General features: G+C 55.4%; 18 protein-coding genes. 3 read left to right on the top strand and 15 right to left on the bottom strand.

The features are described from left to right. The first annotated feature begins 24 nt into the window (after positions 1–24). Positions 25–1299, top strand: coding sequence for a tyrosine--tRNA ligase (gene tyrS / locus O1723_RS11950; protein ID WP_014883572.1), 1275 nt, complete (start codon positions 25–27; stop codon positions 1297–1299). 66 nt (positions 1300–1365) lie between these two features. Further along, complete coding sequence (pdxY, locus tag O1723_RS11945; protein ID WP_014883573.1) at positions 1366–2226, top strand: pyridoxal kinase PdxY; 861 nt, start codon at positions 1366–1368, stop codon at positions 2224–2226. A 77-nt stretch (positions 2227–2303) separates the two neighbouring features. Here the strand turns inward: pdxY and gstA are convergent, their stop codons facing one another. The 12 genes from gstA to blr form a co-directional block, all read right to left on the bottom strand. Beyond that, positions 2304–2909 (bottom strand): glutathione transferase GstA, encoded by a 606-nt coding sequence (gene gstA / locus O1723_RS11940; RefSeq protein ID WP_014883574.1) that lies wholly within the window; start codon positions 2907–2909, stop codon positions 2304–2306. A gap of 105 nt (positions 2910–3014) precedes the next feature. Beyond that, positions 3015–4523 carry a dipeptide/tripeptide permease DtpA gene (gene dtpA, locus O1723_RS11935; protein ID WP_014883575.1) on the bottom strand — a complete coding sequence of 503 codons (1509 nt, stop codon included), beginning with the start codon at positions 4521–4523 and terminating at the stop codon, positions 3015–3017. 605 nt (positions 4524–5128) lie between these two features. After that, positions 5129–5764, bottom strand: coding sequence for an endonuclease III (gene nth / locus O1723_RS11930; protein ID WP_008500570.1), 636 nt, complete (start codon positions 5762–5764; stop codon positions 5129–5131). Continuing rightward, positions 5761–6447 carry an electron transport complex subunit E gene (locus tag O1723_RS11925; protein WP_023337188.1) on the bottom strand — a complete coding sequence of 229 codons (687 nt, stop codon included), beginning with the start codon at positions 6445–6447 and terminating at the stop codon, positions 5761–5763. The genes nth and O1723_RS11925 overlap by 4 nt, the downstream gene beginning before the upstream one ends. Positions 6448–6449: 2 nt before the next feature. After that, positions 6450–7070, bottom strand: a complete 621-nt coding sequence (rsxG, locus tag O1723_RS11920; protein ID WP_023337189.1) for an electron transport complex subunit RsxG — start codon at positions 7068–7070, stop codon at positions 6450–6452. A gap of 10 nt (positions 7071–7080) precedes the next feature. Then, a complete protein-coding gene (rsxD, locus tag O1723_RS11915) occupies positions 7081–8133 on the bottom strand; it encodes an electron transport complex subunit RsxD (RefSeq protein WP_023332821.1) in 1053 nt (350 codons plus the stop codon). Then, positions 8134–10251 (bottom strand): electron transport complex subunit RsxC, encoded by a 2118-nt coding sequence (gene rsxC / locus O1723_RS11910; RefSeq protein ID WP_248190527.1) that lies wholly within the window; start codon positions 10249–10251, stop codon positions 8134–8136. Further along, entirely contained in the window at positions 10244–10822 is a 579-nt protein-coding gene (rsxB, locus tag O1723_RS11905) for an electron transport complex subunit RsxB (RefSeq protein WP_023337191.1), read from the bottom strand. The genes rsxC and rsxB overlap by 8 nt, the downstream gene beginning before the upstream one ends. After that, positions 10822–11403, bottom strand: a complete 582-nt coding sequence (gene rsxA / locus O1723_RS11900; RefSeq protein ID WP_014883581.1) for an electron transport complex subunit RsxA — start codon at positions 11401–11403, stop codon at positions 10822–10824. Before rsxA ends, rsxB begins: the two co-directional genes overlap by 1 nt. Before the next feature lie 76 nt (positions 11404–11479). Continuing rightward, positions 11480–11920: a DUF2569 domain-containing protein gene (locus O1723_RS11895; protein ID WP_023337192.1), complete on the bottom strand. Its 441-nt coding sequence runs from the start codon at positions 11918–11920 to the stop codon at positions 11480–11482. An 86-nt stretch (positions 11921–12006) separates the two neighbouring features. After that, the gene (gene ydgT / locus O1723_RS11890; protein ID WP_013096896.1) at positions 12007–12222 is read right to left on the bottom strand and encodes a transcription modulator YdgT; all 216 of its coding nucleotides are present in this window, start codon (positions 12220–12222) and stop codon (positions 12007–12009) included. Between the two features lie 231 nt (positions 12223–12453). Next, complete coding sequence (blr, locus tag O1723_RS11885) at positions 12454–12579, bottom strand: division septum protein Blr (protein WP_168112406.1); 126 nt, start codon at positions 12577–12579, stop codon at positions 12454–12456. 243 nt (positions 12580–12822) lie between these two features. On the opposite strand from blr, the gene O1723_RS11880 reads away from it, so the two are divergent. Beyond that, positions 12823–13863 (top strand): oxidoreductase, encoded by a 1041-nt coding sequence (locus O1723_RS11880; RefSeq protein ID WP_023337193.1) that lies wholly within the window; start codon positions 12823–12825, stop codon positions 13861–13863. Positions 13864–13915: 52 nt separating this feature from the next. On the opposite strand, the gene add is transcribed toward O1723_RS11880, so the two are convergent. From add to malX, 3 genes are all read right to left on the bottom strand, one after another. Next, the gene (add, locus tag O1723_RS11875; protein ID WP_023337194.1) at positions 13916–14917 is read right to left on the bottom strand and encodes an adenosine deaminase; all 1002 of its coding nucleotides are present in this window, start codon (positions 14915–14917) and stop codon (positions 13916–13918) included. Between the two features lie 96 nt (positions 14918–15013). Further along, positions 15014–16186: a MalY/PatB family protein gene (locus tag O1723_RS11870; RefSeq protein ID WP_248190529.1), complete on the bottom strand. Its 1173-nt coding sequence runs from the start codon at positions 16184–16186 to the stop codon at positions 15014–15016. Positions 16187–16234: 48 nt separating this feature from the next. Continuing rightward, positions 16235–17827 carry a maltose/glucose-specific PTS transporter subunit IIBC gene (gene malX, locus O1723_RS11865; RefSeq protein ID WP_023337196.1) on the bottom strand — a complete coding sequence of 531 codons (1593 nt, stop codon included), beginning with the start codon at positions 17825–17827 and terminating at the stop codon, positions 16235–16237. Between the last annotated feature and the right edge of the window lie 141 nt (positions 17828–17968).

Here is a 17968-nt window from a genome sequence, read left to right as displayed (position 1 = left end):
AGTCGTTTATACATGGAGAATTTGATGGCAAGCAGTAACTTGATTAAACAATTGCAAGAGCGGGGCCTCGTGGCCCAGGTGACGGACGAGGAAGCGTTAGCAGAGCGACTGGCGCAAGGCCCGATCGCGCTCTATTGCGGCTTCGATCCCACCGCTGACAGCTTGCATTTGGGGCATCTTGTTCCATTGTTATGCCTGAAACGCTTCCAGATGGCGGGCCATAAGCCTGTTGCTCTGGTGGGTGGTGCAACCGGTCTGATTGGTGACCCAAGCTTTAAAGCCGCTGAGCGTAAACTGAATACCGAAGATACCGTGCAGGAGTGGGTGGATAAGATCCGCAAACAGGTTGCACCGTTCCTTGACTTCAACTGCGGCGATAACGCTGCCATTGCTGCCAACAACTATGACTGGTTTGGCAGCATGAACGTGCTGACCTTCCTGCGTGATATTGGCAAGCACTTCTCTGTTAACCAGATGATTAACAAAGAAGCGGTGAAGCAGCGCCTGAACCGTGACGATCAGGGTATCTCCTTTACCGAGTTCTCCTATAACCTGCTGCAGGGCTATGACTTTGCTTGCCTGAACAAACTGCATGGCGTTTCCCTGCAGATTGGTGGTTCTGACCAGTGGGGTAACATCACGTCCGGTATCGACCTGACCCGTCGCCTGCACCAGAACCAGGTCTTCGGCCTGACGGTTCCACTGATCACCAAAGCAGATGGCACCAAATTCGGTAAAACGGAAGGCGGCGCGGTGTGGCTGGATCCGAAGAAAACCAGTCCGTACAAATTCTACCAGTTCTGGATCAACACGGCGGACGCCGATGTTTACCGCTTCCTGAAGTTCTTCACCTTCATGGATATTGCAGACATCAATGCGCTGGAAGAAGAAGACAAAAACAGCGGTAAAGCACCGCGTGCACAGTATGTGCTGGCCGATGAAGTGACCAAACTGGTTCACGGTGAAGAAGGTCTGGCGGCGGCGAAACGCATTACGGCAAGCCTGTTCAACGGTACGCTGAGCGATCTGAGCGAAGCGGACTTCGAACAGCTGGCGCAGGACGGCGTGCCGATGGTTGAGATGGAAAAAGGGGCTGACCTGATGCAGGCGCTGGTGGACTCCGAGCTGCAGCCGTCTCGCGGGCAGGCGCGTAAAACCATCGCGTCTAACGCGATCACCATCAACGGTGAGAAACAGGCTGACCCGGAATACACCTTCGTTGACGGCGACCGTCTGTATGGACGCTACACGCTGCTGCGCCGCGGTAAGAAAAATTACTGCCTTGTTTGCTGGAAATAATTAACAGTCTCCAGGGGCGTGGGAAACCACGCCCTTTTTGTTTTTTCAGGGTTTGGTAAGAAAAAGATGAAGAACATCCTCGCCATTCAGTCCCACGTTGTTTTTGGCCATGCGGGCAACAGTGCAGCGGAATTCCCGATGCGCCGCCTCGGTGCTAACGTCTGGCCCCTCAACACCGTGCAGTTTTCCAACCACACGCAGTATGGTAAATGGGCCGGCTGCGTGATGCCGCCCTCGCACCTCACCGAGGTGGTTCAGGGCATTGCGGATATTGACCAGCTCAAACGCTGTGACGCCGTTCTGAGCGGTTATCTGGGCTCAGCCGAGCAGGGGGAGCACATCCTTGGCATTGTGCGTCAGGTGAAAGCAGCGAACCCGGCGGCAAAATACTTCTGCGACCCCGTCATGGGACACCCGGAGAAAGGCTGTATCGTAGCGCCCGGTGTTGCAGAGTTTCACGTTCGCCATGCGCTGCCTGCCAGCGATATCATTGCGCCAAACCTTATTGAGCTGGAGATCCTCTGCGAGCACCCGGTTAACAGCGTAGAAGAGGCGGTAAGCGCGTCTCGCGAGCTGATAGCCCAGGGGCCAGAGATTGTACTGGTAAAACATCTCGCCCGCGCCGGGCTGAGCCAGTCGCGTTTTGAGATGCTGCTGGTGACGAAAGATGACGCCTGGCATATTAGCCGTCCGCTGGTGGATTTTGGCCTGCGTCAACCAGTGGGAGTGGGGGATGTGACCAGCGGTCTGCTGCTGGTGAAACTGCTGCAGGGTGCAACGGTCAGAGACGCGCTTGAGCATGTGACTGCGGCGGTGTACGAAATCATGATTGCGACGAAAGAGATGCAGGAATATGAACTTCAGGTCGTCGCGGCACAGGATCGTATTGCGAAGCCGGAGCACTATTTCAGCGCCACCCGGCTTTAAACGATGCCGGGTGGCGCTGCGCTTACCCGGCCTACAAAATCCGTAGGCCCGTGCAAGCGAAGCGCCGCCGGGCGATATTAGCTAAGACCTTCCGCTTTCAGCGCCGCAGCCACAGCAGGGCGCTCCGCCATACGGGTCATATACGATGTAATATGGTCTAAGCCTTCCATATTGAGCTTAACCGCCCGCGCCCAGCGCAGCACGGTAAACAGATAGGCATCGGCAATCGTGAAACGGGAACCACAAATCCACTGATCGTCTTTCAGCGACGCGTTTACATACTGCAGCTTTTTCTCAAGAAGCGCGCGCAGGGTCGGTTTGTACTCTTCCGGCGTATCCGGGCGGAACAGGGGAGTAAAGCCTTTATGTAACTCGGTAGCGATATAGTTTAACCACTCCAGGGTCTTATAACGTGCAATGCTGCCGGTGGGGGCAAGAAGCTGGCGATCCGGTACGTTGTCCGCCAGGAATTGCATGATGGCAACGCCTTCTGTCAGCAGAGTTCCGTCATCCAGCAACAGCGCTGGAACTTGTCCCTTCGGGTTAATGGCAAGGAAATCATCACCATTCTCCAGACGCTTTTTCATCAGATCAACGCCATCGAGCGTGAAATCTTTGCCGCTCTCGCGCAGGGTGATATGGGAAGCAAGAGAGCACGCGCCCGGTTTGTAGAACAGTTTCATCGGTAACTCCTTTTTGCTGAGGTTTCAGCTATGTTAGTGCGCGAACAGGCAAAAAAAAAGCCGCTAATGCATTAGCGGCTTCTCAACAGTCGTTTCTCAATAATCTTACGCAGTCGCGGTTTCGCTTGCCTTGGCCGTCTTGTCGTCGTCCTGAGTCATACGATTCAGTTTCGGTGCGGTCAGCAGCATCAGAACTGCAATCACCGCTGTCGCGATACCAATCTGCATGAACACGGTGCCGTAGACATTCAGGGAGACCAGTGGGTCAGTGACGTTTTCCGGCACGGCCATCAGGTTCGCAATCTTACCTGCGATAATTGCTGCACCGGCAGTGGTCAGGAACCAGCTACCCATAATGAAGCCCATCAGACGCTGTGGAACCAGCTGTGCCACCATCGCCAGACCCAGACCGGAGATCATCAGTTCACCGATAGACTGCAGCGCATAGCTCAGAATCAGCCAGTTTACGGAGACGATACCGGCGTCGGTCGCAAATTTGGTACCCAGCGGCAGTACCAGGAACGCACCGGAGCACAGCACCATACCAATCGCAAACTTGTGCGGCATTGGCAGACGGTCGCCCATCTTGTTATAGATAGCCGCCAGAATCGGGCTGCCAATCATGATCCAGAACGGGTTCAGCGCCTGATACTGCTCCGGCTCGAACGCGATACCCAGGATAGAGTGCTCAACGTTACGAATGGCGAAGAAGTTCAGAGAGGTTGGCATCTGGCTGTACAGTACGAAGAAGATAATCGCTTCCAGCATCAGAATGAAGGCCACAATCATCTTACGGCGCGCAGCACCCTGCATCGCGAACGCTTCTTTCGCGAAGATAACCACGATACCCAGCGCAACCACGCCCAGCACCGCACGTGCGATACCCTGGTTGTGCAGCAGCCAGGTGGCGATTGCCGCCAGAATCACAACGCCCACGATGGTCGCCAGCAGTTTGCCCATATGGACGGGTTCGAAATCGGGTTTTGAACCGTAGTCTTTGACCCAGTTGCGGCAGAACAAGAAGTTCACTACGGTGATCAGCATGCCCACGAAGCTCAGCGCAAACGCCACGCTCCAGCCGAATTTAGCGGCCAGCCATGGTGTTGCCAGCATGGAGAAGAATGAACCGATGTTGATGGACATGTAGTACATGGTGAATGCACCGTCCAGACGTGGGTCATCTTTGCTGTAACAGGTAGAGAGCAGGGAAGACGGGTTCGCTTTAAACAATCCGTTACCGACCGCAATGGTCGCCATACCCATATACACCACTGCGGCGTCATGGCCAGACCATGCGACCAGCCCATAGCCAATCGCCAGAACAATGGCGCCCAGCATGATGACACGTTTGGTGCCGAGAACTTTATCACCCAGCCAGCCGCCGATTGCAACCAGGCCGTATACGAGGGCACTGAAGGAGGAGAACAGCGTGATGGAATCGGCTTCGGACATACCCAGCTGTTTTACCAGGTAAACCGCCATGATCCCTTGCAGGCCGTAGTAACCAAAACGCTCCCATAACTCGATAGAGAAGATGAGATAAAACGCTTTCGGTTGTTTAAAAGCGTTAAGACTCACGCTTTCATCTGTTGGTTTATTGTTTGCAGTCGACACATATACCTCTTTTTTTACATCCCATATTAACGGGGGTGTTCATAGCGTGATGGCCGTAGTCCATCCGCCTTATAGTTATATTGGGAGGAGAAACGGCGGGTAATGTTCACTATCCTGACCCGTCTGGCAATACGTTTGTAATAATCTGTTACATTTATCTGGGGTGGTATAATCGTAGGTTCATGCAAATGTTATTCAGCGTTAAATTTCATACGGTGAGTAAAGGTAGTTTTTTCAACTGGTATTCCCCCTCTCCGATCGGCTTTTGGCGATATGTTCTGCTATTTGCCGTTTGTGGCAGTGATATAGCCCATATTCTGAAAAATAGCTGGTCTTATCTTCCGGTTATGATCGGTTATATCTTGTCTGGCAAAGGCTTTGGGATGATTTTGACAACAAAAAATCAACATGAAGTTATCAGAGTGATCGCGATCACAGATGTATAGAAATTTTTGGCTATGAAAAAAGTATTAACCTGTTTGAGCGTTAACGCGCCGAACAAGTGACAAGTCAGCAGGGGCAAGAGGCGGATGATTTATGGTCAGGAGAGGGACGTTTGGAAGGCCTTCTCCTGATGTGGGATTGCGATTGTTCAGACCAGCAATTCAGGGATAAACCTTTTCTTTGTATTCGCAGAGGTCTTCAATAATGCAGGAGCCGCAACGAGGTTTACGGGCGATGCAGGTATAACGGCCGTGCAAAATCAGCCAGTGATGGCAGTCAACCTTGAATTCGGCGGGCACCACTTTTAACAGCTTCTCTTCGACCTGCTCAACATTTTTACCGGGGGCGAAGTTGGTGCGGTTAGAAACACGGAAGATATGCGTATCCACGGCGATCGTCGGCCAGCCGAACGCCGTATTAAGCACCACGTTCGCGGTTTTGCGTCCTACACCCGGCAATGCTTCCAGCGCTGCGCGGTCTTCCGGCACCTCACCGCCGTGCTGTTCCAGCAAGATCCGGCAGGTTTTAATCACATTCTCTGCTTTGCTGTTAAACAATCCGATGGTTTTGATATAAGACTTCACGCCTTCCACGCCGAGCTCCAGCATCGCTTTTGGCGTATTAGCGACCGGATAGAGCAGGGCGGTCGCTTTATTGACGCTCACATCGGTAGCCTGTGCAGAGAGCAACACGGCGATCAGCAGCTCAAACGGGGAGGTAAAATTCAGCTCCGTCGTCGGATGCGGGTTCTCGTCCCGCAGACGGGTCAGGATCGCAATGCGCTTTTCTTTATTCATGAGGCCTTCTCGGGTATCCCTTCCTGGACGCTACGCTCTGCTGCGCGGCGCTTACGTTTTTCATCAATCAGGTATTTTACTGCCAGCATCATGCCAAGGCCAATAAACGCGCCAGGTGGCAGCATCGCCAGCAGGAATGGCGTATCGGTATGGAACACCTCGATACGTAGCGATTTGGCCCAGCCGCCCAGCAGCGCATCGGCACCGTCAAACAGCGTCCCGTTGCCGAGGATCTCGCGCAGTGAGCCGAGCACGAACATCGCACCGGTCGCACCCATACCAATCGAAAAACCATCCAGCGCCGACATGGCCGGACTATTTTTCACGGCGAAGGCTTCCGCACGCCCGACCACAATACAGTTGGTGACGATCAGAGGGATAAAAATCCCGAGCGACTGATACAGACCGAAGGCGTAGGCGTTAATCAGCATCTGGACGATACTGACCACCGACGCAATGATCATAACGTAAATCGGAATACGGATTTCCGACGGGGTCCAGCGGCGCAGGGCGGAGATGGAGAGGTTGGTCAGAGTCAGCACCAGCGTCGTTGCCAGACCGAGACCAAGAGCATTGGTGGCCGTTGACGTCACGGCCAGCAGTGGGCACATCCCCAGCAGCTGAACCAGCGCGGAGTTGTTCTTCCACAGTCCCTGGACAATAACCTCTTTAACCTGGCTCATGATCACTCTCCACAGGCCGGAAGATTGTTGATTTGCGCGGGTAGCGTTTCAGCATACAGCCCGGCCCGTTTTACGGCGTTCACCACCGCGCGCGGCGTGATGGTCGCGCCCGTGAACTGGTCAAACTCCCCGCCGTCTTTTTTCACCGCAAACGCGGTGTCACCTTCACCATGGATCACTTTACCAGCGAAAGCTAAAATCCAGTTGCTCAGACGGGTTTCAATTTTATCGCCCAGGCCCGGCGTTTCATGATGTTGCGTCACGCGGGTGCCCAGTATGGTGCCGGAGAAATCGCTGCCGACGAGCAGCTGAATGGCGCCGGAATAGCCGTCGGGCGCCGTCGCCTCCATTACCGCGCCGACCGGTTTATCCCCTTTGCGGGCGATAAACAGGCGGTGTGGGCCTTTTCCAAGCTGCGGCGCGTCTACCACGAAGCAGCTCTTTTGCAGGTCATTATCGTAAAAATCCGACGGGATCACCTGATCGAACAGCGCTTTTTGCTGCTTCACCGCTTGTTCATCAATGGTCGATTTGGTCAGCTCATTCACCAGCGCCGTCATTCCGGTGAGTACGGCGGCGAAAACGGCCAGCGTGACGCCATGTTTTTGCATTGTTTTCAGCATCGCGACACCCTTAACGATGGCCGTACACGCGCGGGCGCGTGTAATAGTCGATGAGTGGAACGGTGATGTTGGCGAGCAGGACGGCAAACGCCACCCCGTCCGGATAACCGCCAAAGCTACGGATGAGCCAGACCAGCAGTCCTGCCAGCGCACCGAAGATCAAGCGACCACGGTTAGTTGTAGACGCCGTCACCGGATCGGTCAGGATAAAGAACGCGCCCAGCATCGTTGCACCGGAGAGCAAATGCATCTGCGGGCTGGCCAGCGACTCAGGGGAGAAGACCCAGCCAAGGGTGGCACAAACCGCCAGCGTCACGAGGAAGCTGACCGGAATATGCCAGCGGATGGCCTTCTGCTGCAGCAGGAACAGGCCACCCAGCAGATACGCCAGGTTAACCCACTGCCAGCCTGCACCCGCGAGCATACCGCTGTAGATGGCGGATTTCATGATTTGCTCGACGCTGTGCCCGGCATGCAGGGACGTTTTGAACGTATCGAGCGGCGTCGCCTGGCTGATGCCGTCCACGCCCATACGCAGCGCGTTCATATCCGCGCCGAGCGCCGTATGGCCGGTAAAGATCACGTGCAGGGCATCCATAAAGCCTGGCACCGTGGCGGCAATGTCATGCGGTGGCAGCCAGCTGGTCATCTGTACCGGGAAGGAGATCAGCAGCACCACATAGCCGATCATCGCCGGGTTAAACGGGTTATGGCCGAGCCCGCCATACAGCTGTTTGGCAATAATCACGGCAAAAACGGTACCGAGGACGACCATCCACCACGGGGCAAACGGCGGAATACTGATGGCCAGCAGCAGGCCGGTCAGCAGCGCGGAGTTGTCGGCAAGAATGCGGGAGACCGTCATCTTGCGAAGCTTCAGCACCAGCGCCTCTGCCGCTACGGCGCTGATACAGCCCAGGGCTATCTGGAACAGGGTTCCCCAGCCGAAAAACCAGCACTGAACGGCAATACCCGGCAGCGCGGCCAGGCAAACCAGCATCATAATACGCGATGTCTGACGCTGATTATGGGTGTAAGGGGAACTTGCGATTCTGAAAACCATTTAATCCTCGTTAACGGCTTGCTGTGCGGCTTTCTTCGCCTGAACGCGCGCAATCGCGGCAGCGACGGCGGCCTTGCGCGGGTCATCGTTAGCGGCCTGCGGCTGCTCTTCCTGCTGCGCTGCTTTACGGGCTTTGGCGCGGGCTATCGCCGCTTCAACGGCAGCTTTACGCGGGTCAACCGGTGCTTCTGGTTCTGCTGCAGGTGCCTGCTGCGCCGCTTTACGCGCTTTGGCGCGGGCAATCGCGGCTTCAACAGCGGCTTTACGCGGATCAACCGGTGCTTCTGGTTCTGCTGCAGGTGCCTGCTGCGCTGCTTTACGCGCTTTGGCGCGGGCAATCGCGGCTTCAACAGCGGCTTTACGCGGATCGACCGCGTCCTGTTCAACCATCACCTGCTGATCCCCGGCCTTACGGGCTTTGGCACGGGCAATCGCCGCCTCGACAGCGGCTTTGCGTGGATCGACCTCCCCATCCGGTTGCACTGTTTGCGCTTTTTCTGCCTGACGTGCGCGAGCCGCAGCCTTGCGTGCTTCACGCGCGGCGATGGCTTCACTGTTGTCGGGCTTCTCGCCTGCAGGGATCACCACCGTCTGGGCAGCATTGGTTTTTTTCTCGCGAACGCGCGCCAGGGCGGCGTTAATGGCATCCTGATCTTTTTCGCCAGGCTGGACGGCGGCCTGCTTATGACGCTCCTGACGGGCCGCTTTTTCACGTTCCAGCCGTGCCTGACGTGCTTCAAAGCGCGCTTTGGCTTCTGCTGCACGTTTTTCTTCCATGGAGATGGCATAAATTTCGGCCTTCTCCTGGCGGAAGTATTGCACCAGCGGAATATTGCTTGGGCAGACCCAGGCGCAGGCGCCGCATTCGATGCAGTCGGCCAGGTTATGCGCTTTGGCTTTATCGTGTAGCTGGCCTTTGCTGTACCAGTAAAGCTGCTGCGGGAGCAGATCCGCCGGACAGGCATCGGCACAGGCGCTACAGCGGATGCAGCCTTTCTCTTCCTGCACTTCGCCCATCTCGGTGGAAGAGGGAGCAAGCAGGCAGTTCGTGATTTTGACTACCGGGACATCCAGCCATGGCAGGGTAAAGCCCATCAGAGGGCCACCCATGATCACCATCTGATCGGTACCCGGGCAGAATTCAGCCTGCTCCAGCAAATGACGCACCGGCGTACCGAGGCGCGCCCAGACGTTACCCGGACGGGAGACCGATTCGCCAGTCAGCGTCACGACTCGTTCGGTTAACGGCTCGCCGTCAATTACCGCACGTTTCACGGCATAAGCTGTGCCGACGTTTTGCATCAGCACGCCGATATCCGAAGAACGTCCGCCGTGCGGCACTTGCTTCCCGGTGAGGATTTGCGTCAGCTGTTTTGCGCCGCCAGACGGGTACTTGGTCGGAATGACGCGCAGGGCGATATCATGGCTACCCGCCAGCACGGCGCGCAGCATGGAGATAGCCTGCGGTTTATTGTCTTCGATACCAATCAGCACTTCTCGCGGCTGCAAAATATGCGCGAGGATACGGATGCCTTCCACTACCTGAGCGGCGCAATCCTGCATCAGACGATCGTCGGCGGTGATATACGGCTCGCACTCTGCGGCATTGATAATCAGCGTCTGGATTTTATCGCTACCGCCGCGCAGCTTGACGCCGGTAGGGAAGCCCGCGCCGCCCAGCCCGGCAACGCCGAACTGGTGAATGCGCTCGATAAGCGCTTCGCGGCTCTGGCTGCGGTAGTCGCTCCAGCCGTCACGTTCGATCCAGCGATCTTCGCCGTCGGCTTCAATGATCACGCTCAGCTCTGACAGTGCCGACGGATGCGCCACCGTATGAGGGGCAATCGCGATCACTTTACCGGACGTTGGGGCGTGTACAGGCAGCATACGTCCGCGACCAAAGGTCAGCGGCTGACCGCGAAGGACGGTATCACCTTCTTTTACGCACAGCTCACCTTCCGCGCCGATATGCTGCTTGAGCGGCATGACGTAACGCGTCGCCAGCGGAATCTGGCGCAGCGGCGTGCCGTTAGACTGGGTTTTCATCTCCGGCGGATGAATACCGCCGTCAAAGTCCCAGATCTTCTCTTTTCTGAAAGCAGAAAATAACTTAAGCATGTTGTTCCACAGGAATGTTGCGAACCGGAATGGTTTGAAGATCCCACTTCCAGCTTTCGGTAGTCGCTTCAACCGGGCGCAGCGTAATACATTGCGTCGGGCAGGGGGCTACGCAGAGGTTACAGCCGGTGCACAGATCCGCCACGACGGTGTGCATGGCGCGGGTGGCACCCACAATGGCGTCAACCGGGCAGGCCTGAATACATTTAGTGCAGCCGATGCAATTCGCCTCGTCGATCACGGCGAGGGCGCGGACCGGCTCCTGCACATCCGCATCGCCATCAACGGGCTGTGGGTCAACGTTAAGCAGGGCCGCAATTTTCAGCATCACCGCTTCGCCGCCGGGCGCACAGCGGTTAATTTTCTCACCCTGAATGCCCACCGCTTCAGCGTAAGGGCGACAGCCAGGGTAGCCGCACTGCCCACACTGGCTTTGCGGCAGAAGCTCATCAATTTTTTCTACAACGGGATCGTCCTCTACCGCGAAACGGCGGGAGGCGTAACCGAGGATAAGGCCAAACGCTAACCCCAGGACGCTAATAGAGGCGATGGCAATCCAGATAGCATTCATTACAACTTCACCAGACCACTGAAGCCCATAAAGGCCAGAGACATTAAACCCGCGGTGACCAGCGCAATCGCGTTACCGCGGAAAGGCGCAGGGATATCCGCAGCGGCCAGACGTTCGCGAATCGAGGCGAACAGGACCATTACGAACGAGAAACCGACGGCTGCGGAAAAACCGTACAGCGCCGACTGCATAAAGTTATGGCCAAGGTTGATGTTCAACAGCGCCACGCCGAGTACCGCGCAGTTGGTGGTGATCAGCGGCAGGAAGATACCGAGCAGGCGATAGAGCGCCGGACTGGTTTTACGCACCACCATTTCGGTAAATTGCACAACAACGGCAATGACCAGAATAAAGGCCAGCGTACGGAGGTAGATTAACCCCAGCGGGATGAGGATCCAGGTATCTATCAACCACGCGCAAATCGATGCCATCGTCATGACGAAGGTGGTTGCCAGCCCCATGCCCATCGCCGTTTCCAGCTTTTTGGAAACGCCCATAAACGGGCACAGGCCAAGGAACTTCACCAGAACGAAGTTGTTAACCAGCACAGTGCCGACAAAGAGCAGTAAGTAATCGGTCATTATTTAGCCTGAAATAAAAAAGCCGCCTATTATCGGACAAACCGGGTCAGGCGACAACAGGTTATCTGTAAGGTTATTACGGGTTCACGAAGGTGTTTTTTACCCGCGTCGACCGTTTGAAATAGGGCACCAGCAGCGCCGCGGCCAGTAACGGGAAAAGTAGCTGGCGGACCGCAAGCACGTCAGACACCGGCGAGAACGCAAACGCCTTGACTGCCAGCAGGACTGAGATTAACAGCCAGATAATATAGTGCTTAGGCACCCCTTTGCGGCGTTTGAAGAAGGCGATGGTCAGCCACAGGGTGTAGTACCACATGCCGATCGCGAAAACGAAGGACACAAACCACATCGCAATATTAAGCACACTTTGCGACATCAGGGTCTGAATAGCGTGAGGGGTGATCAGTGCGGTAGTATAAAGCAGCAGCGCAAGCGATGCGCTTAACAAGGCAACCAGCAGCCATGCCAGTGGGGCGATTAACCAGCCTCCAATGCGTTCTCCAGGCGTTGCGGTCATGAACTCTCCCATAATCTGCGCGAAATGTTGTACAGCCAGTTTGCAGGGCGGAGAGTATATAACATTTCGCGCGGATGGCTACTTTCTTATAAAACGTAACGCCAGACAGACTTAGGCACTTCACCGACGTTGAACAAACGACCGCCGGAGACCAGCTCCGCACGGCGATGATCGGCGGCGCGATACATATTGATGATGTCCTGATTATCCGACAGGGTGTAGTTCAGGTGGTCAAACAGTTTTTCCAGGCTCTCAAGCGAATTGATCTTGCGAAATTTTAATAAATAGTCCTGAACTGTCATATTAATAAGTTTCCATATAAAAGTGAGTAATACCCGTTAAGGTAATTCGTTCGAATAATAAACGGATTAATAAAGACGTAAACAGCCCACTCAGGTAACGCGACGAAATTAGGAGTTTTCTTTGCTGAAATTCAGGCATCAGACGATGCCTGGAAGAGAAGGTTAACCGTGTTCACCTGGGCTGGCAATATGTAACTGACATAATATGTCACTCGTTATTGCAGTAACCGGTTACTTAGGTTGGGCGACTGTGACAGGCTCCGGCGGCTGGTAGTTATCGATGTGGCTGGCAACGCCGAGCAAAATGACCGATACCCCAAGAACAATCCATCCCGCTAATTCAATGATTCGATTAATAATTGATGTCATGACTCGTAATTGTACTTTATCCATAAATACAGGGCGCAAATGTTACAGCGAGGCCTCACCAACGGCAAGCGCTTTGGGAACGGTTCCCTTAAACAAAATCAGAAGGTTAATACTATGTAACGAAAACAACCGCCACAACCTGCTATTTTAAGTCATACGGCACATTATTAATCTGCGCTTATGCCAGGCTTGCCAGTGTGAAATAAGAACGTCATAAAAGAGGACGGCACTATGAGTGATAATATCCGCGTCGGTCTGATAGGTTATGGGTACGCGAGCAAAACGTTTCATGCACCTCTGATAGCCGGAACGCCCGGAATGATGCTGGCAGCAGTATCCAGTAGCGATGCTACCAAAGTCCATGCCGACTGGCCTTCCGTGCCGGTTGTCTCTGAGCCAAAACATCTCTTCAACGATCCGAATATTGATTTAATTGTCATCCCTACACCTAACGACACGCATTTCCCCCTGGCAAAAGCCGCGCTGGAAGCAGGAAAGCACGTCATTGTTGATAAACCTTTCACGGTGACGTTGTCACAGGCGCGTGAACTGGACGCGCTGGCAAAAGGCCTGGGCAGACTGCTTTCCGTTTTTCATAACCGCCGTTGGGACAGCGACTTCCTGACGGTAAAAACGCTACTCAGCGAAGGTACGTTAGGCGAGATCCTCTTTTTTGAATCGCACTTTGACCGTTTTCGCCCGCAGGTAAGAAACCGCTGGCGGGAGCAGGCCGGTCCGGGGAGCGGCATCTGGTACGATTTAGCCCCTCATCTTTTGGACCAGGCTGTCAACCTGTTTGGTCTGCCGGTGAGCATGACGGTCGATCTGGCCCAGCTCAGACCCGGGGCGCAGACGACCGATTACTTCCACGCGGTGTTAAGTTATCCGCAGCGCCGCATCGTGCTGCATGGAACGATGGTCGCGGCCGCGGAATCTGCCCGTTATATCATTCACGGCACGCGGGGAAGCTATGTGAAGTTTGGCCTCGATCCACAGGAAGACCGTCTTAAAAACGGTGAGCGTTTGCCGCAGGAAGACTGGGGCTATGATATGCGCGACGGCGTGGTCACGCGGGTTGAAGGTGAGGAACTGGTTGAGGAAACGTTGCTGACGATGCCGGGCAACTATCCGGCCTATTATGCGGCTATTCGCGATGCGTTGAACGGAACAGGAGAAAATCCGGTTCCGGCCAGCCAGGCGATTCAGATTATGGAGCTGATTGAGCTGGGTATCGAATCTGCCAAACATCGCGCCACGCTCTGTCTGGCATAGGGTTCAGATACTGTAGGCCGGGTAAGGCGCAGCCGCCACCCGGCAAAAAGGCTTACGCGGTTGCCACTTTATTCCGCAGAGCCTGCTTCTCTTCCGGCGTCAGGAACGCAATTTCCAGACCGTTGATCTGCGCCTGACGGATCTGCTCGCGGCTCAGACCCGCCTGCGGTGCGGCGTTATTGTACTCGTGGATGATATCCACGCCCTGTACCGCCGGATCGTCAGTGTTCAGCGAGGCCAGCACGCCGTGTTCCAGGAAGGTTTTCAGCGGGTGCTGCGCGAGCGTTGCCACGGTGCTGGTCTGAATATTGGACGTCAGGCACGATTCAATCCCGATACGCTGTTCTGCGAGGAAATCCATCAGGGCGCGGTCTTCTACCGCCTTCACGCCGTGACCGATACGCTCGGCGCCGAGCTCACGAATGGCCTGCCAGATACTTTCCGGGCCTGCCGCTTCACCCGCATGAACGGTAATGTGCCAGCCGGCATCGCGTGCGCGGTTGAAGTGAGAGAGGAACAGACTGCCCGGGAAGCCCAGTTCATCACCGGCGAGATCGACGGCAGTGATGGCATCGCGATGGGCCAGCAGCGCCTCCAGCTCCTGCAGGCAGGCCGCTTCGCCAAACGTACGGCTCATAATACCAATCTGACGGGCCTGGACATCGTAGGTTTCACAGCCCTGGCGGACGCCTTCAATCACGGCTTCCACCACGCCTGCAACGGGCAGGTTGTGGGTCATCGCCATATAGCCCGGCGAGAAGCGCAGCTCAACGTAGTGCAGGCCGTTACGGGCCGCATCTTCAATGTTCTCAAACGCCACGCGGCGGCAGGCATCCAGCGAGGCCAGCATCTTCACGCCCCAGTCGAGTTTGCTCAGGAAGCTGACGAGGTCAGGTTCATTTGAGGTGACCTGAACGTGCGGAATAAGAGACTCAAGCGTCTGAGCGGGAAGCGTTAAATTGTACTGGCGGCCAAGATCGAGGATGGTTTGGGCACGAATGTTACCGTCAAGGTGACGATGAATATCAGTTAAAGGCAGGCGTGTATCAATCATGGTCGCACTCTTTTCTGGTTAAAGTGCGCCATATTATAAAAACAAAACGGGGTAAAAAGCTATTTGCGCAAGGGAATATTCCGTTGCGCAAACTGATTACAGGAGCGTGTTAATCCCGGCAATGAGGCGTTTCACCCCTTGTTCCAGCTTGCTGCGCGGGCAGCCTGCGTTCAGGCGCACGAAACCGTTACCTTCGTTTCCGTAGGTATATCCCGGCATGATGGCCACTTTTTGGTGCTCAATCAGTACTTTTTGTAGCGCGCGGTCATCAATATTTAGCGGGCGCAGATCAACCCAGGCCAGATAGGTGGCCTCCGGCGGCTGCCAGTTCAGTTTCGGAAAAGCACTGTTTAATTCCTGCGCGATATACAGCAGATTTTCTTCGAGATAGTGCCTTAGGGCATCCAGCCACGACGCTCCCTGCTGGTAGGCGGCGATATGCGCCGTCAGTGCCAGTACGGAGGGGGAAGGGAGTCCGTCCCGGCCTTTTAAAGCACTGAGATAGCCGTTACGGCTCTCTTCTTCACCTATCAGGCCGTAAGCGCCCGTCAGCGCCGGGATATTAAAGCTTTTCGAGCCGGAGGTTAGCAGCGCCCATTTGCCGCGCGCCACCTCATTCCATGGCGTGTGACGATGCCCACCCCACACCATGTCCATATGAATTTCATCGCTGATGACCGCAACGTTATGGCGCGCGCACAACTCTGCCATGTGGGTCAATTCTTCGCGGGTCCAGACCTTACCGGTTGGGTTTTGCGGGCTGCACAGGAGCAGGATTCTATTTTCCGGTTTCGCCAGTGCCGCTTCCAGAGCAGCCATATTGCCCAGCCAGCCAGAAGCATGCTTTTCCATCTCAACCGGCACCACATGACGCCCATTGCCTTCAATGGCTTTGTAAAACGCATCGTATGCCGGGGTGTGCACCACCACGCCGTCGCCAGGAGCGGACCAGAGACGAATCAGCTCGGACACCATGTAGATGACGGAAGGGCCATACACGATGGTTTCGATATCAATGTGGCTGTTAAAGCGCTGGTGGAACCAGTGCGCGACGGCGGCGAGAAATTCATCGTTTTTCCAGCGGCTGTAGCCAAACACGCCGTGGTTGATGCGCTGATGCAGCGCATCAGTAATGCAGGGGGCGGTGGCGAAATCCATATCCGAGATGGTGAAGGGCAGCAGGTCGGGCGCGCCAAAACGGTCGGCGACGTAGTCCCACTGTGTACACCAGGTGCCGTGACGATCCACGACGGTAGAGAAATCAAACATCACGTGAGTCCTTAAAGTAAAACCCCCTCAGAGCGAGGGGGCGGGGCATCAGGCTTCTACTGTTCGCATCAGGGTTGCCAGCTCATCTTTCACCGACTGTACCTGCGGGCCGATAACCACCTGCAAATTGTGCTGATTTAACTGTACCACGCCGATCGCCCGGTTGGCTTTCAGGGCGTTGGTATCCACTTTTGACATATCCGCCACCGACAAACGCAGGCGGGTAATGCAGTTATCCAGCGAGGTAATGTTATCCGCACCGCCCAGCGCCGCCAGAATGGCAGGGGTGTTATAGCCGGATTTGCCCACGGTTCCTGCAACTGCCTGTTCGACGCTGGTGGCTGTTTCAACATCACGGCCTGGCGTTTTCAGGTTGAAGCGGGTAATGGCGAAGCGGAAGATGCCGTAGTACACCGCAAACCAGATGGCCGCCACGACCGGTACCAGATACCACTTGGTGGAAAGACCATGCAGGATACCGAACACCACGAAGTCAATCACGTTGCCGTCGGTATTACCGATGGTGACGCCCAGCACCGCCATGACGGTAAAGCCCAGACCGGTCAGCACGGCGTGGATGAGATACAGCACCGGCGCAACAAACAGGAACAGGAATTCGATAGGCTCAGTGGTCCCGCCGACGACGCAGGCGATCACGCCGGAGATCAGCAGCCCTTTAATTTTATGGCGGTTTTCCGGACGCGCGCAGTGGTACATCGCCAGTGCCGCACCCGGCAGGCCGCCAAGGAAGGCTGGCATTTTACCCTGAGACAGGAAGCGGGTGGCGCTTTCAGAGAAGCCATGAGTGGTCGGGCAGCTCAGCTGCGCCTGGAAGATGGTCAGCGCGCCGCTCACATCGTGACCGCACACCTCCATGGTTCCGCCCGCTTCGGTGAATCGAATCAGGGCGACCAAGATATGCTGCAGGCCAAACGGCAGCAGCAGACGCTCACCGGTACCGAAGATCATCGGACCAAAATCGCCCGCGCCGTTAATGATGCGGCCAATACCGTTGATGCCCATCGCAAAGACTGGCCAGATCAGCGGAATGATCAAACCAAACAGACCCATCACCACCAGGGTAATAATTGGTACAAAGCGGGTACCGCCGAAGAAGGCCAGGGCATCCGGCAGGCGGATATTGTGGAAGCGTTCGTGCAGCATCCAGATAATCACCCCGGCGATCACCGCGCCGAGGATCCCGGTATCAATCGACTGGATACCAATCACGCTCTGAATGTTATTGGCTTTCAGCACGGCAGCGTCGGTGGTCGGCAGAATGCCTTTCGCGGTCAGCCAGAAGTTAACCGCCAGGTTCATCACTGCGTAACCCACAAAACCGGCAAACGCCGCCACACCTTTGTTCTCGCGCGCCAGGCCCAGCGGGATAGCGATACAGAACATCACAGGCAGGAAGCTAAATGCGAAGGAGCCGACTTTACTCATCCAGATGAAAATCGCCTGCAGTATGGGGGTACCGAGGAACGGGATTAGGGTAATGACGTCTTTACTGCTCAGTGAGCTGCCGATCCCGAGCATGATCCCACAGAACGAGAGGAGTGCCACGGGCAGCATAAAGGTTTTACCCAGTTGCTGGAAAAACTCCCACAGCGATATTTTTTGTGCTGCTTTCGCCGTCATAAAACGACTCCTTTATTGTTAAAATCAGTTTATCTGCTTCAATGCTGCGAGAAGATAAAACGTTTTATCAAAGTTTAGTGCGCGCTAAATCACATTCTCAGGCTTTAACTGGTAGTATAAAGATAACGTATTGATAAAACG

This window comes from Enterobacter cloacae complex sp. HYC080_NIDB (genome assembly GCF_056673325.1).
The sequence above is the reverse complement of the archived record's forward strand: the minus strand, read 5'-3'. Positions and strand labels throughout refer to the sequence as shown.